Here is a 19,811-nt window from a genome sequence, read left to right on the forward strand (position 1 = left end):
CAGATCACGGAGAGGAGGTTCCCATGAACACGAGCCAGGGGAGCCGCCATCTGTGGATCTTCGGCGACCACTCCTTCCGCAGCGAGTTCTACGGCTGACGAGGCACCCGACGTCGAGGGCACACGTGTGTCCTCGGCTCCGGCTCCACGGCACCTGAGGTGCCCTGTCCTCGTCCTTCACAGCCAAGGAACTTCACCATGTCCCAGTTCTCCCCTGCCCACTTCCCGATCCCGCACGACGGCACGCGGTGGGCCGCCCGCCACATGCCGATGCTGGCAGCCACCATGCGGACGCACGCGGCGGCGTTCGCGGGCCGCCGCATCGGCATCTGCCTGCACATCGAACCCAAGACCGCCGTACTGGTCGGCTACCTCGCCGAGGCCGGCGCCGAGATCGTCCTCACCGGGTCCCCCGGTACCACTCAGGAGGACACGGCGGACGCGCTGCGCGACTACGGCGTCACGGTCGTCGGCCACCGTTCCGACGACCTCGCCCAGCACCGCGACAACGTCGCGCGCGTCCTGGACGCACAGCCCGACCTCATTCTCGACAACGGCGCCGACCTGATCGAGGGCGTTCTCGCCCGTGGCGGCCTGCCCGGTCTGGTCGGCGCCACCGAGGAGACCACGACCGGCGGCCTGCGTATCCGCTCCTGGGACGCGCAGCCGGACTTCCCGGTGATCGTCATCAACGACAGCCGCCTCAAGCTGCTCGTGGAGAACGAGTTCGGTGTCGGCCAGAGCGTCGTCCAGGGCTTCATGAACGCCACCAACCTCATGATCCCGGGCGCCCACGCCACCGTCGTCGGCTACGGCCCCTGCGGACGCGGCGTCGCCGACACCCTCGCCCACCTCGGCGCCCGCGTCTCCGTCGCCGACACCGACCCCTACCGCGCGCTGGAGGCCGTGATGGCGGGCCACCAGGTCGGCGAACTCGTCGACCTGCTCCCGCGTACCCGGTTCCTCTTCCTGGCCACCGGCCATCCCGGTGTCATCGGTGCGGCGGAGCTCGGGGCCCTGCGGGACGGGGCCATCGTCGCCGGTGTCGGACACATGCCCTGGGAACTGAACGCGAACGTGCTCGCCGAGCACACGGCCTCCGTACACCGTTCCGGACCCAGCGGGCAGGAACGCGCCGTGCACCGTCTGCACGACGGCCGCGAGATCGTGATCCTCGCGGACACCAAGATGATCAACCTGACGGCCGCCAGGGGCAATCCCATCGAGGCCATGGACCTCGGCCTCACCCTGCAGGCGCGCAGTCTCGCCGCGATCGCCGCCGGTCACGACTCGTCGCTCGCCTCCGGCGTCCAGGCCGTGCCCGCGCCCGTCGACCGGCAGATCGCCGCCGATCTGGTCGCCACCCTGTCCCGTATCTGAGTTCCCGCACACGGCGACGTACGGCGACCGGAACCTCACCTGCCCGGCCGTCCCCAGGCAGGTGAGCCCGTCCTGTCGAGGGGCGACCACAAGGTTCGACACCGGCCGGAGCACGGATCACCGGACGGGCGGGCTCGTCGTGCTCCCCTCTGCCGAACCGGCCCCGGGGCCGGGCCGGTTCGGTTCGGCAGAGGCCGGGGGCCGGTTCGGCAGAGGCCGGGGGCCGGTTCGGCAGAGGCCGGGGGCCGGGGCAAGGTGGGGTGAGGGCCGGGGCAAGGTGGGGTGAGGGCCGGGGCAAGGTGGGGTGAGGGCCGGGGCAAGGTGGGGTGAGGGCCGGGGCAAGGTGGGGTGAGGGCCGGGGCAAGGTGGGGTGAGGGCCGGGGCAAGGTGGGGTGGGGTGGGGTGGGGTGGGTGAGCGGACTTCAGTCGCAACGAAACGGGGCAGGTCCGAGCCATGCCCCGCTCACACACCGTCCGCCGAGCGGTTCAGAACGGCTTCTCCTCCTGGTTCGCGATGAAGTCAGCGGGCATCTCCGGACTCCACACGGCCGGCGGGCAGTCCCAGTCGTTCGCCTTCCAGTTCTCCGTGATGCGGTCCATGTCGCTGGAGTACTCGATCCAACTGCCCCACGGGTCCCTGACGTAGTGGAAGAGATTGGATCCGAGGGTGTGCCGGCCCAGCCCCCAGCCCTGCTGATGCCCGGCCGCCGCCATCGCCTGGGCACCCCTCGCGATCTGGTCGATGTCGGCGACCTCCCAGCTGGAGTGGTGCAGGCCGGGATGCGTGCCGGGTACGAATCCGAAGACGTGGTGGTCTCCGGGGCCGGAGTTCATGAAGGTGGCCATACCCCGGATGCGGTCGGACAGGCGCAGTCCGAGTGTGCGGGCGTAGAAGGCCTCGGACTCGTCCAGGTCCGAGCTGAAGATCAGCATGTGTCCCAGTCGGCGGGGCTTGGGCGCCTCGTCGGCGTTGAGCCATCGAGCCTGGTCGACGCGCCGGATCCGGTCGCCGAAGTTGACGTCGTGGGCATCGGTCGTGCCGAAGTCGCGCCACGGCGCGAGCCGCTCGTCACGCAAATTGATCAGGTTGCCCTCGTGATCACGCAACCACAGCCCTTCGGCGACTTCGGCCGGCCCGTCGACCAGCCTCACCCCCAGCCCTTCCAAATGACGCTGCCACTCCGGAAGAGAGCCCTCCTCCACTGCGAAGGCGACGTGATGGAGCCTCTTCACCGGCCCCTCGACGAGAACCGTCTGGTCCTGCTCACGCCCCTCGCATCGGACCACCACGGAATCGCCGCGCTCGGCGGTCTCCAGCCCGAAGGTCCGGTAGAAGCTCTCGCCCACTTCCAGGGAGGGAACCTGGAGCCCGTAATGCACAAGGCCTTTCACACGCAACATGTGTCACTCCTCGGGATGTCGGCACCGGCGTGCGTCCCTGCACCCGACCCCATATAGAGTGTGTACACCTATCGGCCGTGAAGTCCAGGGCTCCCCGGGAATCCACCTATCGAGCACGTCCGAGGACCCCAGGCCGCCTCCCCGTCGGGGACAGCCTCGGGCCCGCACACCACGGCCAGGGCCTGCTCGACATCACGCAAGGCACGGTCGGGCGCGAGGTCGCCGAGGACCCAGCCGACCGTTCGCGCCAGATGCCCCGCAGTCCGCCGCGCCGCCCGTTCGGACTGCCCGCCACGACGGCGGTGAACAGGTCGCAGTGCCCTTGACGCCGCTGCGCGAAGGCGTCCGGGCACCGGGCCTGGTCGGCCCGCACATAGCGCTCACGGCGCTCCGCGTACGACGTGATCGTCCGCAGGACCGAGGGGGTGCAGCTCACCACGAGCAGCCGCTGGAACATGCGGTGCGCCTCGTGCCAGGCCGACGGATCCCGCCCGCTTCAGCCCTGTCCATGCCATGGAGCCGGGCGGACGCCTCCTGCACCTACGAACGTGTGAGCCGCCCCGCGCTCAGCCGGACCCACAAGCTCTCCAGCGCGATCCGGGCCGCGTACAGACAGTCCAGATCCGCCGCGTCCAACCCGGTGACCCGTGCGCGGTGGTTGATTGCCGGTATCGATCAACCCCTCTTCCTGGAGCATCCGGAAGGCCTCGCGCAGCGGGGTGCGACCGACCTCGGACCTGCGGGCCGGTTCCGCCTGCCGCAGCTCCGCACCCACGGGCAGGACATCCTCAAGGATCAGCCGCCGCAGGCGGTCGTGGATCTCGACGCTTGTACGCCGGGATGCGACATGACCGGCCGCGACACACCGGGAAGCCTCTCCGGAAAGCCGGTTCCGTCCACCGTTCGCACCCGCGCCTTCCCTTCCGGGCCTGGCCGTCAAGCTGTCTGGAGCTTACTCCGGGTCCGAGAATGTGGATACACATATCCTTGCTGGCCTCCGCGGGGCTGCACCAGGTAATCAGGAGCACCGGAAACCACGGGTGAGATCTTCACCACCGGCCAATAGGCGGGAGCTCCCGGGACTGACTCAGCTCCGTGTGCGCCGGCGTCACTGTGCCGTGCTTTCGATGCCGAGGACGTCGTAGAGGTGCTCGCCGTGGGCCCATCGTTTTCGATCGCATCGCCAGAGGGAGCGACGAAAGTGTCATCCGCGTCGGCTTAGGCGTTGGCACCCAACAGGACTGACAGGGTTCTGCCAGCAGGAGCAGCATGGGCAGTCCGCCGACCACGAAGAGCCCGGTCCACCACGGGTGATCGGCTATCAGCCCCCACAGATCTACGGTGATCCACTGGCCGACGTCCTCCTGTGGAGCCAGGGTGACCCTGGCTCCACTCCTCAGTGGTGCGGGCGTGTCACTGGAACTGTGCGAAGAACCTCCAGATCTCTGCCTTGGTCCAGGTGGTGACGCCGCTTTCGCCGGAGGAGCCGTCGACCGGACCGGGTATGTGGCCTCCGTCGAAGGCGGCCCATTGGACCGGGTATCCGGCACGGCAGCCCGAGTAGCTGGTGGTGGTGTGCGTTCGGCTGCCCGGGGCGGGCTCGCGCGGGCTTTGGCCGGTGCAGCCGTTGTTGGCGACGAACTTGTCGCGCAGGGACCGTCCTTGCGCGATGCTGAGGACGTTGTCGCCGACGCCGTGGATTCCGAGGTAGGCGATGGGCTGAGTGCCGCCGCTGCATCCGCTGATCTGAGCGCCGGAAATGACCGCGACGGCCCTGAAGACGTTCGCCCGGCTGCATGCGAGTGCGTAGCTCATACCGCCGCCCCAGCTGAATCCCGTGGCGAAGCGCTGTGCCGGGTTGACGCAGAGGCCGCCCTCGATTCGCCGGATCATGTCGTCGACGAAGGTGACGTCCTCACCGCCCGCATTGGCCCAGCCGTTGCCGAGGCCCTGGGGGGCGACGAGGATCGCTCCGTTGTTCGACTGTTCCTGTTGGCCGTAGTAGGACCAGGCGTTCCCGCTCGTGCCGCCCGAGGCGACCTCGCCGGCGGTTCCGCCCCGCCAGTGGAACGCGAAGATCAGCCGGTAGGGCCGGCTGTTGTCGTAGTTGGCGGGAACCCTGAGGATGAAGCTGCGGCTCTTGCCGCCGCTCTGAATCGTGTGTGTACCGCTCGCCAGCGTCGGGGCGCTGCCGCATCCACCGCCGCCACCACCGCCGGACGACAGCTTGATCATCTGCCATTGCTGGTTGGCGCCGCCCCAGTCGGAGTACTGGACGACGGTGCCGCCGTCGGTGGTGGAGGCTCCCTGCACCTCCACCGCCTTGCTGCTGGTGCGGTTGATCAGCCGGACGTTGCCCGCGTCGGAGTCGGCCAGGCGGAACTGCTGGTTGGCCCCGTTGCCGTCTGCCCACTGCTGGATGGCGGCACCGTCTGCGGTCGAGGCTCCGGCCACGTCGAGAACCTTGCCCGAATGCCGAGCCTTGAGGCGGTAGAAGCCGCCGCCTGAGTCCACGAACTGCCACTGCTGGTTGGCTCCGTCGTTGCGCGTCCACTGGTTGACCCGCGCGCCGTCGGCGGTGGCCGCGCCAGAGACGGCCAGCGCTTTGCCGCTGTTGCGATTGACCAGGACATACCAGGCATTGGTGTCCACCGTCGCCGCCTCGGCGGGCGCCGGATTCACCGCGGCGAGCATGCCGATCGCGAGGGTCGCCGCCACCACGGCGGCGACCCGGAACCACCAGCGGCGCCTTCGTGGAGGGGCGGGGGAAGCCGCACCGTAGGTCTTCATCCATTCACCCTTTCTCTCGTTGGTGGCAGGTCCCATCAGGTGCGGGTCCAGCGTTGGTTGCTGCCGTTCGAGCAGGAGTGGAGCTGGATCAGGGTGCCGTTGGCGGTGCCGCCTGCGACGGCGTCGAGGCAGAGGCCGGACTGGACGCCGACGACGGATCCGTCGGAGTGGAGGCGCCATTTCTGGTTGTCGCCGCCCCAGCAGCTGTAGATCTGGACTTTGGTGCCGGTGGCGGCACCGGCGGCGTCCAGGCACTTGTTGCCGTAGACCCTGAGCTCGCCGGCGGAGGTGTACGTCCACTGCTGGTTGGTGCCGTTGTGGCAGTCCCACAGGTTGAGCTGGGTGCCGTCGGTGGTACTGGTGCCGGGCACGTCCAGGCAGCGGCCGGAGCCGACGCCCTTGATCGGTCCGGAACCCGAAGGAGGCGTAGGAGAACCGCCGTTGAGTGCGTTGAGGACGGCCGCGTAGGCGGGCTTCTTGCTGCCGTCACCGTTGAACAGCAGCGGCGTGTGCTCCGGTCGCCAGGAGTCTGTGTCGCGCACACCCCAGACGGTGATGCCGAGGCAGCGCGGGACGGCCAGGCAGTCGTTCGTCACGTTGGCGTAGGTCGTGGCCGGGGCGCCCTGGATGTCGAGTTCGGTGATGGCCACGTCGACACCGAGGGCGGCGAAGTTCTGCAGGGTGGTACGGAAGTTGCTGTTGTAGGGGCTGCCGCTGTTGAAGTGCGACTGGAAGCCGACGCAGTCGATCGGCACGCCGCGCTGCTTGAAGTCTCGGACCATGGCGTACATGGCCTGGGTTTTGGCCCAGGTCCAGTCCTCGACGTTGTAGTCGTTGTAGCAGAGCTTGGCGGCCGGGTCGGCGGCGCGCGCGGTGCGGAAGGCGACCTCGATCCAGTCGTTGCCGGTGCGTTGCAGGTTGGAGTCGCGCCGGGCTCCCGAACTGCCGTCGGCGAAGGCCTCGTTCACGACGTCCCACTGGGCGATCTTGCCCTTGTAGTGGGCCATCACGCCGTTGATGTGGCTGATCATCGCCTGGCGCAGCGTGCTGCCGCTGAGGCTCTGCATCCAGCCGGGCTGCTGGGAGTGCCAGGCCAGGGTGTGGCCGCGCACCTGCTTGCCGTTCTGCACCGCCCAGTTGTAGACGCGGTCACCGGCGGTGAAGTTGAACTGGCCTCGCTGCGGTTCGGTGGCGTCGATCTTCATCTCGTTCTCGGCCGTCACCGAGTTGAACTCACGGCCCGCGATCGTCGTGTACGCCGAGTCGCCCAGCCTGCCCGAGGCGATGGCGGTGCCGAAGTAGCGGCCGCTCTGCGCCGCCGCGGCGCCGAGCGTGTTCTCGGCGGCGTGTGCGGTCGGCGGCGCGACCAGTGTGGCGACCGCAGCGAGGACGCCGACGACCAGCGCCAACAGCAGGCCGCGGATCTTCTGGCGGACAACGGGTCTGGGAAGGGCATACGAGCCCATGGCTGTGCCTCCAAGGTAGAAAATCACGGAAGGACCGAAGCGCAGGGGAATGCGTCGTCCGCTCCCACTCGGCAGACGGACGGGGCGGGCCGGAACCCCACCCGCACGGAATCACCGGACACCGCGGTCATGGGACCGGGACGATCTCAACCGGCACGGACGGCCCCCGGTCGGCGGTCGGCGGTCGGCGGGCGGCGGGCGGATGACGTACGGCGGGCGGCGGCGGTGTTTCGACACAGGCATGGGGGTACTCCATGGCGGCTCGGGCGGGGACCGCCACGCGGCGTCGCACACCTCTCCAACTGCGCGAAGAGCCACGATGCGCTGGTGCGAACCTCACCGGAACGAGACGGGGTGGCGCAGGTGCTTTGGTGCGCGGATCTGCCGTGCAACTGTGCGCGGATCTGCCATGCAGTCGTGCGTGGCTCTGCCATGCAGCCATGCGTGGCTCTGCCATGCAGCCATGCGTGGCTCTGCCATGCAGCCATGCGTGGCTCTGCCGTGCAGCCATGCGTGGCTCTGCCGTGCAGCACAGAACGCTCAGAGTCGACGCGGTTCGACATCTCGAACTATGGCCGGGTTCTCAGACAGGGATGATTGAGGCATTGACGATGGATCGTCAATACTCCCCGCAGAAGAAGTTTCCGTTCCTTGCCCGAAACTTTCTGGAATCCCGACAAGCCGGACGGCGAACCCCCGGCGCTACCGTCGGCGGATGCCGCAGGGCCGGGGCCGGGGCCAGGCCAGGACGAGTGAGCGTATGCCGCTTGCTCGACTTCTTTCCTCCATGCGGACACCTTGGACTCGTGCGTGTGTCGCAAGACCCGGAGCACTCCCGGCCGGCGTGACAGCTTGCCAAGCCCAAAGGGGAGGCGCTGTTTGTAGACAGATCAGCGACAGCCCTTGACCGGAGGGCAGCACATTCCTAGCTTGTGGCGTCGAAGCATTCGGGAATTCTTCGAAATATTTCGAGCTTGTCCCTGCCCCCGGCACGTCCGCTCCGCGGTCGATCGGTGTCACCTCACCCCCGCCCTCAAGGAGGCCCTCTGATGTGGCTTCGCCAACCGTCCCCGGTCCACCTAAGACGCTTACTCGCCGTCCTTGCGCCCTTGCTGCTCGTGGCTACCTTCCTCGGTGCCCAGCCCGCCAGCGCGGCGACCGTAGACCCCAACGCCTCGTATGTGCTGGTCAACCGCAACAGCGGCAAGGCCCTGGATGTCTACAACATGGCGACCAACGACGGCGCCCGCATCACCCAGTGGACCAGGAACGATCAGAACCAGCAGCAGTGGCAGTTCGTGGACTCCGGCGGGGGCTTCTACCGCATCAAGTCCCGCCACTCGGGCAAGGTGCTGGACGTCCACAACTTGTCCACCGCGAACGGCGGCTCGATCGTCCAGTGGGCCGACCTGAACGGCACCAACCAGCAGTGGCGGCTGGCCGACAGCTCGGATGGCTACGTGAGGTTCATCTCGCGCCACAGCAACAGGGCCCTCGAAGTACAAGGCGCCTCCACCGCCGACAACGCGAACATCGTCCAGTACGACGACTGGGGCGGCACCAACCAGCAGTGGCAGCTCGTCAAGGTCGGCGGCGACAATCCCGGCCCGTGCGATCTTCCGTCGACATACCGCTGGACATCAACGGGCGCGCTGGCGCAGCCCAAGCCGGGGTGGGTCTCGCTCAAGGACTTCACCGTCGTCCCCTACAACGGCAGGCAACTCGTCTATGCGACGACGCACGACACGGGGACGAGTTGGGGTTCGATGAACTTCGGCCTGTTCACCAATTGGCCAGAGATGGCCTCGGCCAGCCAGAACACGATGTCGGCTTCCACCGTCGCGCCCACCCTCTTCTACTTCGCGCCGAAGAACATCTGGGTGCTCGCCTACCAGTGGGGTAGTACCGCCTTCTCCTACCGGACGTCGAGCGACCCGACCAACCCCAACGGCTGGTCCTCACCGCAGGTGCTCTTCACCGGGAGCATCACCGGCTCCGGTACAGGACCCATCGATCAGACGCTCATCGCCGACGGGTCGAACATGTACCTGTTCTTCGCCGGCGACAACGGCAAGATCTACCGGGCCAGCATGCCGATCGGGAACTTCCCGGGCAGCTTCGGCTCGACCTACACAACGATCATGAGCGACACGACGAACAACCTGTTCGAAGCCCCACAGGTCTACAAGCTCCAGGGCCAGAACCGCTACCTCATGATCGTCGAGGCGATCGGCTCGCAGGGCCGCTACTTCCGGTCGTTCACGGCCACCAGTCTGAACGGCTCATGGACACCCCAGGCCGCGACCGAGAGCAATCCCTTCGCCGGCAAGGCCAACAGTGGCGCCACCTGGACCAACGACATCAGCCATGGCGAACTGATCCGCACCAGCGCCGATCAGACGATGACCGTCGATCCCTGCAATCTGCAGTTGCTCTACCAGGGGCGCAGTCCCAACTCCGGCGGTGACTACGGCCTCCTGCCCTACCGTCCGGGTCTGCTGACACACCAGCGCTGACGGCGTGGCACGAGTCCGGCTCCGGTATGGAGCCGGGCGTGGCGGGCTCGGCGGAAGGCCGAGCCCGCCCGGGTCACGCGACAACGTCAGCGCTCATACGGCGACGGATCGCGGGGTCGGGTAACGCCCCCCGAGGGCCATTCCATAACGCTCAGGCCATCGTCCCGTCGGCGCGCACTCGACTGGCAGCAGTACCAGGCCGGGGCGGCAGCGCCCTGATCACGGGTCATGCCGAGGGAGGTGTCTGCGGCGGAGTCCCGCCGTCCCGCAGAGAACCCTTCGCCCCAAGGGCCCGTGCCCATGAACGCCGGTCCGGCCGGCCCGAGGGCTACCGGATACAGTGCGCGGGACGGCAGCCTGGTCCGGGAGGGAAGCGTGACCGACACCAGCGACACCCGACCCGCCGACAGCGAAGCGCCAGCTCCGCGGCGGCAGAGTCGACTGCACCGCCTGATGCGCTACATCCCCCTGATCGCCCCCGTCCTGCTGTGGGCCGTGCCCTGCTGGGTGCTCCTGCACACCGGCCAGCACTGGCCGCTGCCCGTCACGCTGGTCGGCACCGCCCTGTTCGCCCTCGGCCTCGTCGGTATGCCGCTCGCGATGGTGCGCGGCCACGGCCGGCGCCAGCAGGACCGGGCGGCGATCGTCGGTGACACCCTGCTGGGCACCGGCTGGGTTCTGTTCACCTGGTCCATTCTGCTTGGCGTCCCCTTGCGGCTCGCCCTGACCGTGGCCGGCGTCGGCGAGAGTCAGGACCGTGCCCGAGTCGTCACTTGGGCCGTCCTCGGCACAACCGCCGCGCTGCTCGCCTGGGGGTACGCCGAGGCCCGCCGGGTGCCACAGGTGCGCCAGCTCGACGTGCAACTCCCGCGCCTGGGTGCCGGGTTGGACGGTACGCGCGTCGTCCTCATCACCGACACCCACTACGGCCCGCTCGATCGCGCCCGCTGGTCGGCGCGGGTATGCGAGACGGTGAACACTCTGGAAGCCGACCTGGTCTGCCACACCGGCGACATCGCGGACGGCACGGCCGAACGCCGCCGCGCCCAGGCCGTCCCACTAGGTACCGTGCGGGCCACCCGGGCCCGCGTATACGTCACCGGCAACCACGAGTACTACAGCGAGGCTCAGGGCTGGGTCGACCTGATGGGCGAGCTGGGCTGGGAGCCGCTGCGCAACCGTCATCTGCTGCTCGAACGCGGAGGCGACACCCTCGTGGTCGCCGGCGTGGACGACGTCACCGCCGAGTCCTCAGGCCTGGCAGGCCACCGCGCCCACCTCGCCGGAGCCTTGCACGGCGCCGACCCCGACCTGCCCGTCCTGCTCCTGGCGCACCAGCCCAAGTTCGTCGACCGTGCGGCAGCCGACGGCATCGACCTCCAACTCTCCGGTCACACCCACGGCGGCCAGATCTGGCCCTTCCACCACCTGGTCCGCCTCGACCAGCCCGCCCTCGCCGGCCTCACCCACCACGGCACCCGCACCCTCCTCTACACCAGCCGCGGCACCGGCTTCTGGGGCCCGCCGTTCCGCGTCTTCGCCCCCAGCGAGATCACCCTGCTCGTGCTCCGCTCCCCGCACCTGCCCATCTCGCCGTAGCACCGGGCGGGCCAACACATCCGCTTGGAGCAGTCCACGAGCATGGGGGCGGCGTAGGCAGATGACCAGGCGCGTCTCGCTGAGGAAAAGATCCGGACCATTCCCGGGCCGCTCGGCTCCAACGAGCCATACCTGGCCACGTTTTACGCAGGTCGGCGAAGCGTGACGCCTCTACCGCCAGCAGACGAAGAACACTCCTTGTTCCAGCCACAGCGGGTCAAGTGCTTCGGTCGGCGCCACCAATTGCTACCAGCCCTCCGCGGGGCACCGCGATGGCTTTGACTCCCGATTGCCGATCTGCCGAGGCATGTGCGAGGACGAACCCTGACAGCGCGTCGGTCTCGAACCGCTCCGGTTCCTGCGCCGACGCCGACGCCCGGTGTTCACGTGGGCCCCGTACGGCTCCCGGCGCCGCCGACCCGAGGAAGCTCACCGGGGCTCAGGGGAACTCACGGGATGTCGTCGCACACGACTGGACGCTCTCCAAAGCCTCGATCAGCAGCGTGACCAACTCGTTGATGATCGGGGGGCGGGTTCCGGGTCTGCTCACGGCGAGGATCTCGCGGTGCAGGGGCGTGGCTCCGGGTGGAAGGACAACCCGTTCGGCTCCGGACCGGTCGCTCTCTTCGCCGATGAGAGTGGCCGGGATCAGGCCCACCGCCAAACCGGCTCTGATCATGGCCAGCATGCTGTGGAGGTCCTCGGTTTCCAGCGTGACGTCGGGAGAGATCCCCAGTTCTCCGGCCCAGCGACGCAGCAGACGCCGATCGGGGCTGTGTGCGTGGCCCGAGGTCCATTCCATCTCGAGGCATTCCGCCAGTTCCAACGGGCGACGGCCCGGCCGGGTGCCCGCGACGAGGACCAGCGGCTCGTGCCCCAGGGAGGTGATGGTCCACTCTCCGGAATCGGCCGGTGGGTCCTCGGGCAGGTAGCGGTAGGCGATGAGCAGGTCGAGGTCTCCTGATTTGACCTTGGGCAGCCCTTTGTCCGTCTCCACGATGATGAGGCGGATGCGGGGGCCGCGGCCGCGGGGCTTGAGAGCGGACAGAATCGCGGGGAGCAGGTGGCTCATCGCGCTGGGGTAGGCGCCGACGCGCAGTTCGGCGATCTCACGGTTCGAGATGCCGTTGGCGGCGTCCTGGAATCGGGCGGTCGCGTCGAAGAGCGTCTCGGCCGCTTGCGCGAGGGAGCGGCCGGCCGCGGTCAGGATCAGCCGGCTGCCGGGGCGGCGGATGACCAGCTCGATGCCCATGTCACGCTCCAGCGCGGCGATGTGCTGGGACACCGCGGAGGGTACGTAGCCGAGGGCCGCCGCGGCCTCGGCCATGGAGCCACGGTCCACCACGGCCATGAAGGTGGACAAAAGCTTCAGATCCGGCTGGGACTTCATGACTCGTGAACTTTCCCTTCTCGATCCATCGCTTTACGTGTTCTGTCGCCGGTGCCAGAGTCTAGGCAACCGGCCGGAAGGACGCGCCCCATCTGCGCTGCCGTCCGCGCTGTCGCCGACCGTCGGCAGCCGTTCGCAGGATCGGTCCCACTTCTGCAGAAAGCCGAGGCCGTGGCCATCGACCTGACCGCCCTCCGGGCCCACTTCCCCTCCCTCGACCTCGGCCTCGCCTTCTTCGACGGCCCGGGCGGGACCCAGACGCCCCGCCCGGTCGCCGACGCCATCACCGCGACGTTGACCGGCCCTCTCTCCAACCGGGGTGTTGTCAGCCCGTCCGAGCTGAACGCCGAGCGCGCCGTCACGGAGTTCCGCGCCGCCTACGCCGACCTGCTCGACGTGCCCGCCGACGGCATCGTCCACGGGCGCAGCGCCACCCAGCTCACGTACGACTTCTCCCGTCACCTGGCCAAGGGCTGGAAGGCGGGTGACGAGATCGTCCTCAGCCGCCTGGACCACGACTGCAACGTCCGCCCCTGGGTCCAGGCGGCCGAGCGCGCCGGAGTGACGGTCCGTTGGATCGAGATCGACGCCGGGACGACGGAGCTGGACCTCGATTCGTTCGAGCGGGCGCTGTCGCCGCGGACGCGGCTGGTCGCGGTCACGGCTGCCTCGAACGTGCTGGGCACCAAGCCGCCCGTACGCCGGATCGCCGACCGGGCGCACGAGGTCGGCGCCCTGGTGTACGTGGACGGGGTGCACTACGCCGCCCATCACTTGGTGGACGTGCCCGCGATGGGTGCGGACCTGTTCGTCTGCTCGCCGTACAAGTTCCTCGGACCGCACTGCGGCGTGCTCGCCGGAGCGCCCGAACTCCTCGCGACCCTCCAGCCGGACAAGCTCCTGCCGTCCCCCGACACCGTGCCGGAGCGCTTCGAGTTCGGCACGCTGCCCTACGAGATCCTGGCGGGCGCCACGGCCGCCGTGGAGTTCCTCGCCGCGATCGACCCGGGCGGGGGCGCCACGCGCCGGGAGCGGCTCGCACGTTCGCTGGGCTCTCTGCACGAGCACGAGTGGGCACTGCGTACGAGGCTGCAAGACGGTCTGCGCGCTCTGGGCGATCTCGTCACCGTGCACTCGAAGGCGGCCGACCGTACCCCGACCCTCCTGATGACCCTCGACGGCCGCGACGCCCGCGAGGCCCAGGTGCACCTGGCCGCACGCGACGTCCTGGCCCCCGCCGGGTCGTTCTACGCGTACGAGCCCTTCGCCGCCCTGAAGCTGCAGGACCCCGCCCTGCGGGTGGGCCTGGCCCCGTACAACACCGCCGACGACGTGGACAGGCTCCTCGACGGTCTTTCCTCCTTCCTCCGAGGCTTGTCCCGAGTGTGACCGACCGAGTCCCGGTCCTCCGGTCAACAGCCGGATCAGAGCCCGGGCATGAGGGCGCGGATGCCCTCTGGCAGTCCCTTCGAGGCGTGGGGACGTTGTCGTGCCGCTTCGGCCCGCGCCCGGGAAGCCGCCGCCGGCCACTCCATCGTCCTCGCGCGGAACCGCTCCGTGAATACCCCTCCGCACGCATCAGCAGTGCCCGCTTCATATCGCGAGCGGGGCACTGCCGGGCTCCTGGGGAAGTCGCCCGTCGCACCGGTCCGGCAGCGAAGGCCGCCCATGTCCGGGCCGACACCTGCTGATGCTCGAACCGCCCGACCTGGCGACGTTCTCCACCGCCACATGCCTGCCCCGGACACAGGTCGGCCACCTCACCCGGGAGGTCGCGCCCGCCGGGGCCGCCCCGACCCGCGTACGGACATGGCTGCTCTAGGGATCTCCTGGTGCGATCCACGCGAGCATGAGGTTGACCGCCGATCATGGGCCGCCGCCGGTATCACCTGGAGAGCCGTGACCATCAACTACGTCGTTCAGGGCGTCGCCCTGTCACTCGTTCTTCCGGGCTCGGCGGCGGGCAAGCTGACACGGCGGAAGTCGATCGTCACCTCGATGCGCGGGGTCGGCGTGGCCGGGTCCTGGCTGCCGCGGCCGGCCTGCTCGTCGGGCCGGCCCTGCCGCCTCTGGCGGTGGCCGCCGCCGCGGGGGTGTTCCTGTACTGCTGCGGCGCCGTGGTCTTCCGCGTCCGGGCGCACGACCGCAGGGGCATGATCGCCCCCACCGCACTCGCGGTGACGGCACCGGCGGCCAACCTGCCTGCCGTCCAGAACGCCTGACCACCGCGCCCAGAACGCCTGACCGGCCGCACTGTGCCGACCCACACTTCCCGGACTGGATTCCATGCTGTTCTCTCCCGAGGCCGTGCCCTCCTTCACCGTCCCTCTCCGAGGCGAGATACGCCCCGATCGACCGCTGATCGTGACGGCCGCGGAGGCGGAGGCGGCATGTTTCGACGACACGTTCCCCGTGCTGATCACGGGCATGGGGAAGGTGCGGGCCGCCATGGAACTGACGCTGGCACTGTCGTCGGCACGGCCCCGGGAGATAGTGAATCTCGGTACGGCCGGAGCCCTCAAGGCATCGCTGAGCGGGCTGCTGGAAGTGTCCCGGGTCATCCAGCACGACCTGCCGGACGACGTGTTGCGCGGGCTCAGCGGGGTCTCCTACGGCCGTCCGCTGACTCTGCGCCCCGAAACCGGGCCCACCCTGGCCACCGGTGACGTCTTCGTCACGGACGGCCGCGTCCGCGATCTGCTGGCCGAGCGCGCCGACCTGGTCGACATGGAGGGCTATGCGATCGCCTCCGTGGCCGAGCGGTTCGGCCTGCCGGTACGGATCGTGAAGTACGTGAGCGACCGGGCCGACGAGAGCGCCGAAGCGGCCTGGCCCGAGGCCGCGGCGGCGGCCTCGGACGTACTGGCCCGCTGGATCAGGGACCATCTCGTCTGACGGGCCGCAACAGCGGGCGCGGGGGCGGGATCCCGACCTGTTCATTCGTGCGGTGGCCCGCCCAGGCGCCGCGGACCACTGGAGGATCATGTCTCGTCGCCTGTTCACCTCGGAGTCTGTGACCGAGGGGCACCCCGACAAGATCGCTGACCAGATCAGCGACACCATTCTCGACGCCCTGCTGCGCGACGACCCGGCGTCCCGGGTCGCGGTCGAGACCCTGATCACGACCGGTCTGGTGCACGTGGCCGGCGAGGTCACCACCAAGGCCTATGCGCCGATTCCGCAGCTGGTGCGGGACAAGATCCTCGAGATCGGCTACGACTCCTCCGAGAAGGGCTTCGACGGTGCCTCCTGCGGCGTGTCGGTGTCCATCGGCGCGCAGTCCCCGGACATCGCGCAGGGGGTCGACACGGCGTACGAGTCCCGGGTCGGGGGCTCTTCCGGCGAGGGAGAGGAGGACGAGCTCGACAGGCAGGGCGCGGGCGACCAGGGCCTGATGTTCGGGTACGCCTCCGACGAGACGCCGACCCTGATGCCGCTGCCGATCTTCCTGGCGCACCGACTGTCGAAGCGCCTGTCGGACGTCCGCAAGAACGGGACCATCCCCTACCTGCGTCCCGACGGCAAGACCCAGGTCACCATCGAGTACGACGACGACAAGGCCGTCCGCCTCGACACGGTCGTCGTCTCCTCGCAGCACGCCGGCGACATCGACCTGGACTCCCTGCTGGCCCCCGACATCCGCGAGTTCGTCGTGGAGCCGGAGCTGAAGGCGCTCCTGGACGACGGCATCGAGATCGACACCGCGAACTATCACCTGCTGGTGAACCCGACCGGCCGCTTCGAGATCGGCGGCCCGATGGGGGACGCCGGCCTCACCGGCCGCAAGATCATCATCGACACCTACGGCGGCTTCGCCCGCCACGGCGGGGGCGCGTTCTCCGGCAAGGACCCGTCCAAGGTCGACCGCTCGGCCGCCTACGCGATGCGCTGGGTGGCGAAGAACGTGGTGGCGGCGGGTCTGGCGGCCCGCTGCGAGGTCCAGGTCGCCTACGCGATCGGCAAGGCCGAACCGGTCGGCCTCTTCGTGGAGACCTTCGGCACCGCCGAGGTCGACGTCGAGAAGATCGAGAAGGCCATCGACGAGGTCTTCGACCTCCGCCCGGCCGCGATCATCCGCGACCTCGACCTGCTGCGGCCGATCTACGCCCAGACCGCCGCGTACGGCCACTTCGGCCGTGAACTGCCCGACTTCACCTGGGAGCGGACCGATCGCGTGGCGGAACTGCGCAAGGCCGCGGAAGCATAGCGAGCCGACGCCACGCAGGGAGACGGGCCTTGTTCCCCATGGGGGACGGGGCCCGTTTCCCATGGGAACGGTGGAGGAACGGGGCCCGTGGTCAGCGAAGGCCGTGGCAGCCGGCGGGGTCGCGCAGACGCGCGGACCACTCAGGGCCGCGCAGGGCGTCCGCGGCGTCGCGGGGAACGCTGAGGTGGACATCGCGGCTGTAGTCGTCGTCCGGAGTGGGCGTGACGAGGACGGTCCATGGGATGAGGCTCGCCGGATACTCGAACCAGAACGGTCGCCCGGCGCCGAACTCGACGGCGTAGACCGGAAGCCGGCTGACGTTGTTCAGGGCGACCGTGCCCTCGAAGGCATCCAGCGCCATCGTGCTGAGCACTCGTCCGGAGCGTCCGGCACGGCGCTGGGCATCCAGGAACGCCGTCTCCTGGCACACCCGGGCCAGGGTGACGCGGTCCACGGCGGACCGCACCGCCTGGACGGCGTGGGCGAGGGGTTCCTCGCGCAGCTCGCGGGACGGGAGCACGGCCGTGGTGTTGGACACGGCGTTGCCTCCGTAGTCGTCCGGCAGGCGCTCCTTGAGCGCTTCCCGCAGGCCGACCACGATCCCCAGGCGTTCCTCGGCCTCCGGAGCCCGGTCGCGCAGCGCGCCGAGGACCCGCCACAGATGGGCCCCGAGAGCGTCGCCGCTGGAGGCGGGCGCCCGGTCGCGGTCCTGTCCGTCCCGTGCCGCCTCCCGCAGCGCCAGTACCTCCCTCGCCGTGAACCTGACGGTGAGTGTGCGTACGTGACGGGCGCGGGCGTTGACCGTCCAGAAGAAGCCGAACTTCTGCCGGCCGGTGACCACGGTGTACTGGGGGTCGTCCGGCGCGGGACGCGCTTCGTCGGCGAGACCGTCGATGACGCTGCGGTCGTAGGCGGGTGCGGGCCGGTCCTGACCCGCATGGACGCGGGACCAGTGGAGCAGGAATCCGAGGTACCCGGCCCCGTCGACGACGCTGTGGTTGACGGAGACGCCGAGAACGGAACCTCCGCCGCGCATGTGGGTGACCTTGACGGTGAGCAGCGGGGTGTTGTGGCCGACGACGCGGAAGGGGTTGACGGAGCGCACGTACCGGCGCAGATCCCGGCCGGCGGGTCGGTCGGGCCCGTGGTCCGGCATGGCGTGGTCGGAACGGGACACCTCGAAGACCGCTCCGGCGTCGCCGCACACGACGCTGAGGCCGCCGTCCGTGTCCCGTTCGAGGCGGCCGGTGAGCAGCGGGTAGTGGGCGAGGGTGCGTCGCAGGGAGTCCTGGAGGGCGTCGGCGTCCAGCGTCTGCCGGTAGTAGAAGGTACGCAGCGTGGCGAAGGTGCCGTTCACCAGGTCGTGGACACCCAGCCGGACCCGCCCTCCGGTCGGGCCTCCGCCGCGCAGGACGACGGTGCGCCCGGAGGTTCCGGGCCGTGGGCCATGTCTCATGACGCGTCTCCAAGTGTCCGCGGGCCGGCGGCCGGGCGCTCTTCAGCGTGCAGGACCGCGAGTGATGAAATCCCTAGATCATGCGCGGGGATGTCTCGGTGAGGGGTGCCGAGGACCCCGATGCTTTTGGTGGATCCCTAGAGTTGCCCGGCCTTCCTGGCCAGCGGCCGGGCACGCGTGCTGGTCTGGAGTTCCCCCGATCGATCGATACGGGCGTGGGGACCCGCTTCGACTGCAAGCCGGCCGTCCGTCTCGTCCCCACCGGCACACACAGGAGGCCATCAGCCGATGGGGAACGACAAGACCGAGATCCTCGATCTGGTGCGTGAGTACCACCGCTCCACCGTCTCGTCGGGGTTCGTGCCGGGTGTCACCCCGGTGCTGGCCTCGGGTGCGGTACTCACCGAGGACGACCGGGTGGCGCTCGTGGAAGCGGCGCTCGACATGCGGATAGCCGCGGGCGTCAGCTCGCGCAGGCTGGAGCGATCCCTGGCGAAGTACTTCGGTCTGCGCAAGGCCCATCTGACCAACTCCGGCTCGTCGGCGAACCTGCTGGCGCTGAGCAGTCTGACCTCGCCGCAACTGGGTGAGGACAGGCTGAAGCCGGGTGACGAGGTGGTGACGGTCGCCGCCGGATTCCCCACGACGGTCAACCCGATCCTGCAGAACGGTCTGACACCCGTCTTCGTCGATGTCGAACTGCACACCTACAACGCCTCGCTGGAGCGGGTGGAGCAGGCGATCGGCCCGCGCACCCGGGCGATCATGATGGCGCACGCGCTGGGCAACCCCTTCCAGGTGCGGGAGATCGCCCAACTGGCCGAGGACCGCGGCCTGTTCCTCATCGAGGACAACTGCGACGCCCTGGGCAGCACCTACCAGGGGCAGCTGACCGGAACCTTCGGAGATCTCGCGACGGAGAGCTTCTACCCCGCGCACCACATCACGATGGGCGAGGGCGGCTGCGTGGTGACGGACAACCTGATTCTGGCCCGGATCGTGGAGTCGATGCGCGACTGGGGTCGTGACTGCTGGTGCGAGCCGGGCGAGGACAACCGCTGCTTCAAGCGTTTCGAGCACCAGATGGGGTCGCTGCCGCAGGGATACGACCACAAGTACATCTTCTCCCACGTGGGCTACAACCTGAAGTCGACGGACGTCGCCGCGGCGCTCGGGCTTCAGCAGCTGAGCCGGATCGACGAGTTCGGCACAGCTCGCCGGCACAACTGGGCCCGGCTGCGGGAGGGTCTGGACGGGTTGCCGCACCTGCTGCTTCCGGAGGCAACGCCGGGCAGTGACCCGAGCTGGTTCGGCTTCGCCATCACCGTCCGGCCGGACGCGCCGTTCGCGCCGGGCGCGCTCATCGACCACCTGGAGACCAGCAAGGTGGCCACCCGGCGCTTCTTCGCCGGCAACCTCACCCGCCACCCCGCCTACGAAGGGCGCGAGTTCCGCGTGAGCGGGCCGCTCACCAACAGCGACATCACGACCGAGCGGACGTTCTGGATCGGGGTGTACCCGGGGCTCACCGACGAGATGATCGACCACAGCATCGACACGGTGATCGAGTACGTGACGCTGCCCCACTGAGCACGCGAACGGGGCCC

Annotated in this window: 15 protein-coding genes; 9 read left to right on the forward strand and 6 right to left on the reverse strand. The window is 69.2% G+C overall.

What is annotated here, in order from left to right:
* Window positions 1-197: 197 nt before the first annotated feature.
* The gene (locus OG858_RS05870; RefSeq protein ID WP_327723416.1) at window positions 198-1,379 is read left to right on the forward strand and encodes an adenosylhomocysteinase; all 1,182 of its coding nucleotides are present in this window, start codon (window positions 198-200) and stop codon (window positions 1,377-1,379) included.
* A gap of 486 nt (window positions 1,380-1,865) precedes the next feature.
* Here OG858_RS05870 and OG858_RS05875 read toward each other — a convergent pair whose 3' ends face one another.
* From OG858_RS05875 to OG858_RS05890, 4 genes are all read right to left on the reverse strand, one after another.
* The gene (locus tag OG858_RS05875; protein ID WP_319268595.1) at window positions 1,866-2,780 is read right to left on the reverse strand and encodes a VOC family protein; all 915 of its coding nucleotides are present in this window, start codon (window positions 2,778-2,780) and stop codon (window positions 1,866-1,868) included.
* Between the two features lie 496 nt (window positions 2,781-3,276).
* Window positions 3,277-3,720, reverse strand: a complete 444-nt coding sequence (locus OG858_RS05880; protein ID WP_086747561.1) for a GntR family transcriptional regulator — start codon at window positions 3,718-3,720, stop codon at window positions 3,277-3,279.
* 473 nt (window positions 3,721-4,193) lie between these two features.
* Entirely contained in the window at window positions 4,194-5,570 is a 1,377-nt protein-coding gene (locus OG858_RS05885) for an RICIN domain-containing protein (protein ID WP_408059377.1), read from the reverse strand.
* A gap of 35 nt (window positions 5,571-5,605) precedes the next feature.
* On the reverse strand, window positions 5,606-7,036 hold the full coding sequence (locus OG858_RS05890) for an endo-1,4-beta-xylanase (protein ID WP_327723417.1): 1,431 nt from the start codon (window positions 7,034-7,036) through the stop codon (window positions 5,606-5,608).
* Window positions 7,037-8,085: 1,049 nt separating this feature from the next.
* Between OG858_RS05890 and OG858_RS05895 the strand changes: the two genes are divergently transcribed.
* Window positions 8,086-9,552: a non-reducing end alpha-L-arabinofuranosidase family hydrolase gene (locus OG858_RS05895; protein WP_327723418.1), complete on the forward strand. Its 1,467-nt coding sequence runs from the start codon at window positions 8,086-8,088 to the stop codon at window positions 9,550-9,552.
* Between the two features lie 375 nt (window positions 9,553-9,927).
* Window positions 9,928-11,151 carry a metallophosphoesterase gene (locus tag OG858_RS05900; RefSeq protein ID WP_328545078.1) on the forward strand — a complete coding sequence of 408 codons (1,224 nt, stop codon included), beginning with the start codon at window positions 9,928-9,930 and terminating at the stop codon, window positions 11,149-11,151.
* 439 nt (window positions 11,152-11,590) lie between these two features.
* Here the strand turns inward: OG858_RS05900 and OG858_RS05905 are convergent, their stop codons facing one another.
* On the reverse strand, window positions 11,591-12,541 hold the full coding sequence (locus tag OG858_RS05905) for a LysR family transcriptional regulator (protein WP_319317067.1): 951 nt from the start codon (window positions 12,539-12,541) through the stop codon (window positions 11,591-11,593).
* A gap of 171 nt (window positions 12,542-12,712) precedes the next feature.
* On the opposite strand from OG858_RS05905, the gene OG858_RS05910 reads away from it, so the two are divergent.
* From OG858_RS05910 to metK, 5 genes are all read left to right on the forward strand, one after another.
* Window positions 12,713-13,930, forward strand: coding sequence for a cysteine desulfurase-like protein (locus OG858_RS05910; protein ID WP_086747555.1), 1,218 nt, complete (start codon window positions 12,713-12,715; stop codon window positions 13,928-13,930).
* 301 nt (window positions 13,931-14,231) lie between these two features.
* Complete coding sequence (locus OG858_RS05915; protein ID WP_256960301.1) at window positions 14,232-14,363, forward strand: hypothetical protein; 132 nt, start codon at window positions 14,232-14,234, stop codon at window positions 14,361-14,363.
* Between the two features lie 46 nt (window positions 14,364-14,409).
* Window positions 14,410-14,763 carry a DoxX family protein gene (locus OG858_RS05920; protein ID WP_327723420.1) on the forward strand — a complete coding sequence of 118 codons (354 nt, stop codon included), beginning with the start codon at window positions 14,410-14,412 and terminating at the stop codon, window positions 14,761-14,763.
* A 64-nt stretch (window positions 14,764-14,827) separates the two neighbouring features.
* Entirely contained in the window at window positions 14,828-15,436 is a 609-nt protein-coding gene (locus OG858_RS05925) for a nucleosidase (protein ID WP_086747554.1), read from the forward strand.
* An 88-nt stretch (window positions 15,437-15,524) separates the two neighbouring features.
* The gene (gene metK, locus OG858_RS05930; RefSeq protein WP_086747553.1) at window positions 15,525-16,748 is read left to right on the forward strand and encodes a methionine adenosyltransferase; all 1,224 of its coding nucleotides are present in this window, start codon (window positions 15,525-15,527) and stop codon (window positions 16,746-16,748) included.
* A gap of 91 nt (window positions 16,749-16,839) precedes the next feature.
* On the opposite strand, the gene OG858_RS05935 is transcribed toward metK, so the two are convergent.
* Window positions 16,840-18,204: an acyltransferase gene (locus OG858_RS05935; RefSeq protein WP_327743209.1), complete on the reverse strand. Its 1,365-nt coding sequence runs from the start codon at window positions 18,202-18,204 to the stop codon at window positions 16,840-16,842.
* Window positions 18,205-18,492: 288 nt separating this feature from the next.
* Between OG858_RS05935 and rfbH the strand changes: the two genes are divergently transcribed.
* Window positions 18,493-19,794, forward strand: coding sequence for a lipopolysaccharide biosynthesis protein RfbH (gene rfbH, locus OG858_RS05940; protein ID WP_086747551.1), 1,302 nt, complete (start codon window positions 18,493-18,495; stop codon window positions 19,792-19,794).
* Window positions 19,795-19,811: the final 17 nt, after the last annotated feature.

Source organism: Streptomyces europaeiscabiei, assembly GCF_036346855.1.
GTDB lineage: Bacteria > Actinomycetota > Actinomycetes > Streptomycetales > Streptomycetaceae > Streptomyces > Streptomyces europaeiscabiei.

Excerpts from the sequence above, each read along its gene's own strand:
- OG858_RS05870 (WP_327723416.1), top strand. The coding sequence starts at position 198 with ATGTCCCAGTTCTCCCCTGCCCACTTCCCGATCCCGCACGACGGCACG.
- OG858_RS05875 (WP_319268595.1), bottom strand. The coding sequence starts at position 2,780 with ATGTTGCGTGTGAAAGGCCTTGTGCATTACGGGCTCCAGGTTCCCTCC.
- OG858_RS05885 (WP_408059377.1), bottom strand. The coding sequence starts at position 5,570 with ATGAAGACCTACGGTGCGGCTTCCCCCGCCCCTCCACGAAGGCGCCGC.
- OG858_RS05890 (WP_327723417.1), bottom strand. The coding sequence starts at position 7,036 with ATGGGCTCGTATGCCCTTCCCAGACCCGTTGTCCGCCAGAAGATCCGC.
- OG858_RS05895 (WP_327723418.1), top strand. The coding sequence starts at position 8,086 with ATGTGGCTTCGCCAACCGTCCCCGGTCCACCTAAGACGCTTACTCGCC.
- OG858_RS05905 (WP_319317067.1), bottom strand. The coding sequence starts at position 12,541 with ATGAAGTCCCAGCCGGATCTGAAGCTTTTGTCCACCTTCATGGCCGTG.
- OG858_RS05915 (WP_256960301.1), top strand. The coding sequence starts at position 14,232 with ATGCTCGAACCGCCCGACCTGGCGACGTTCTCCACCGCCACATGCCTG.
- OG858_RS05920 (WP_327723420.1), top strand. The coding sequence starts at position 14,410 with ATGGGCCGCCGCCGGTATCACCTGGAGAGCCGTGACCATCAACTACGT.
- OG858_RS05925 (WP_086747554.1), top strand. The coding sequence starts at position 14,828 with ATGCTGTTCTCTCCCGAGGCCGTGCCCTCCTTCACCGTCCCTCTCCGA.
- metK (WP_086747553.1), top strand. The coding sequence starts at position 15,525 with ATGTCTCGTCGCCTGTTCACCTCGGAGTCTGTGACCGAGGGGCACCCC.
- OG858_RS05935 (WP_327743209.1), bottom strand. The coding sequence starts at position 18,204 with ATGAGACATGGCCCACGGCCCGGAACCTCCGGGCGCACCGTCGTCCTG.
- rfbH (WP_086747551.1), top strand. The coding sequence starts at position 18,493 with ATGGGGAACGACAAGACCGAGATCCTCGATCTGGTGCGTGAGTACCAC.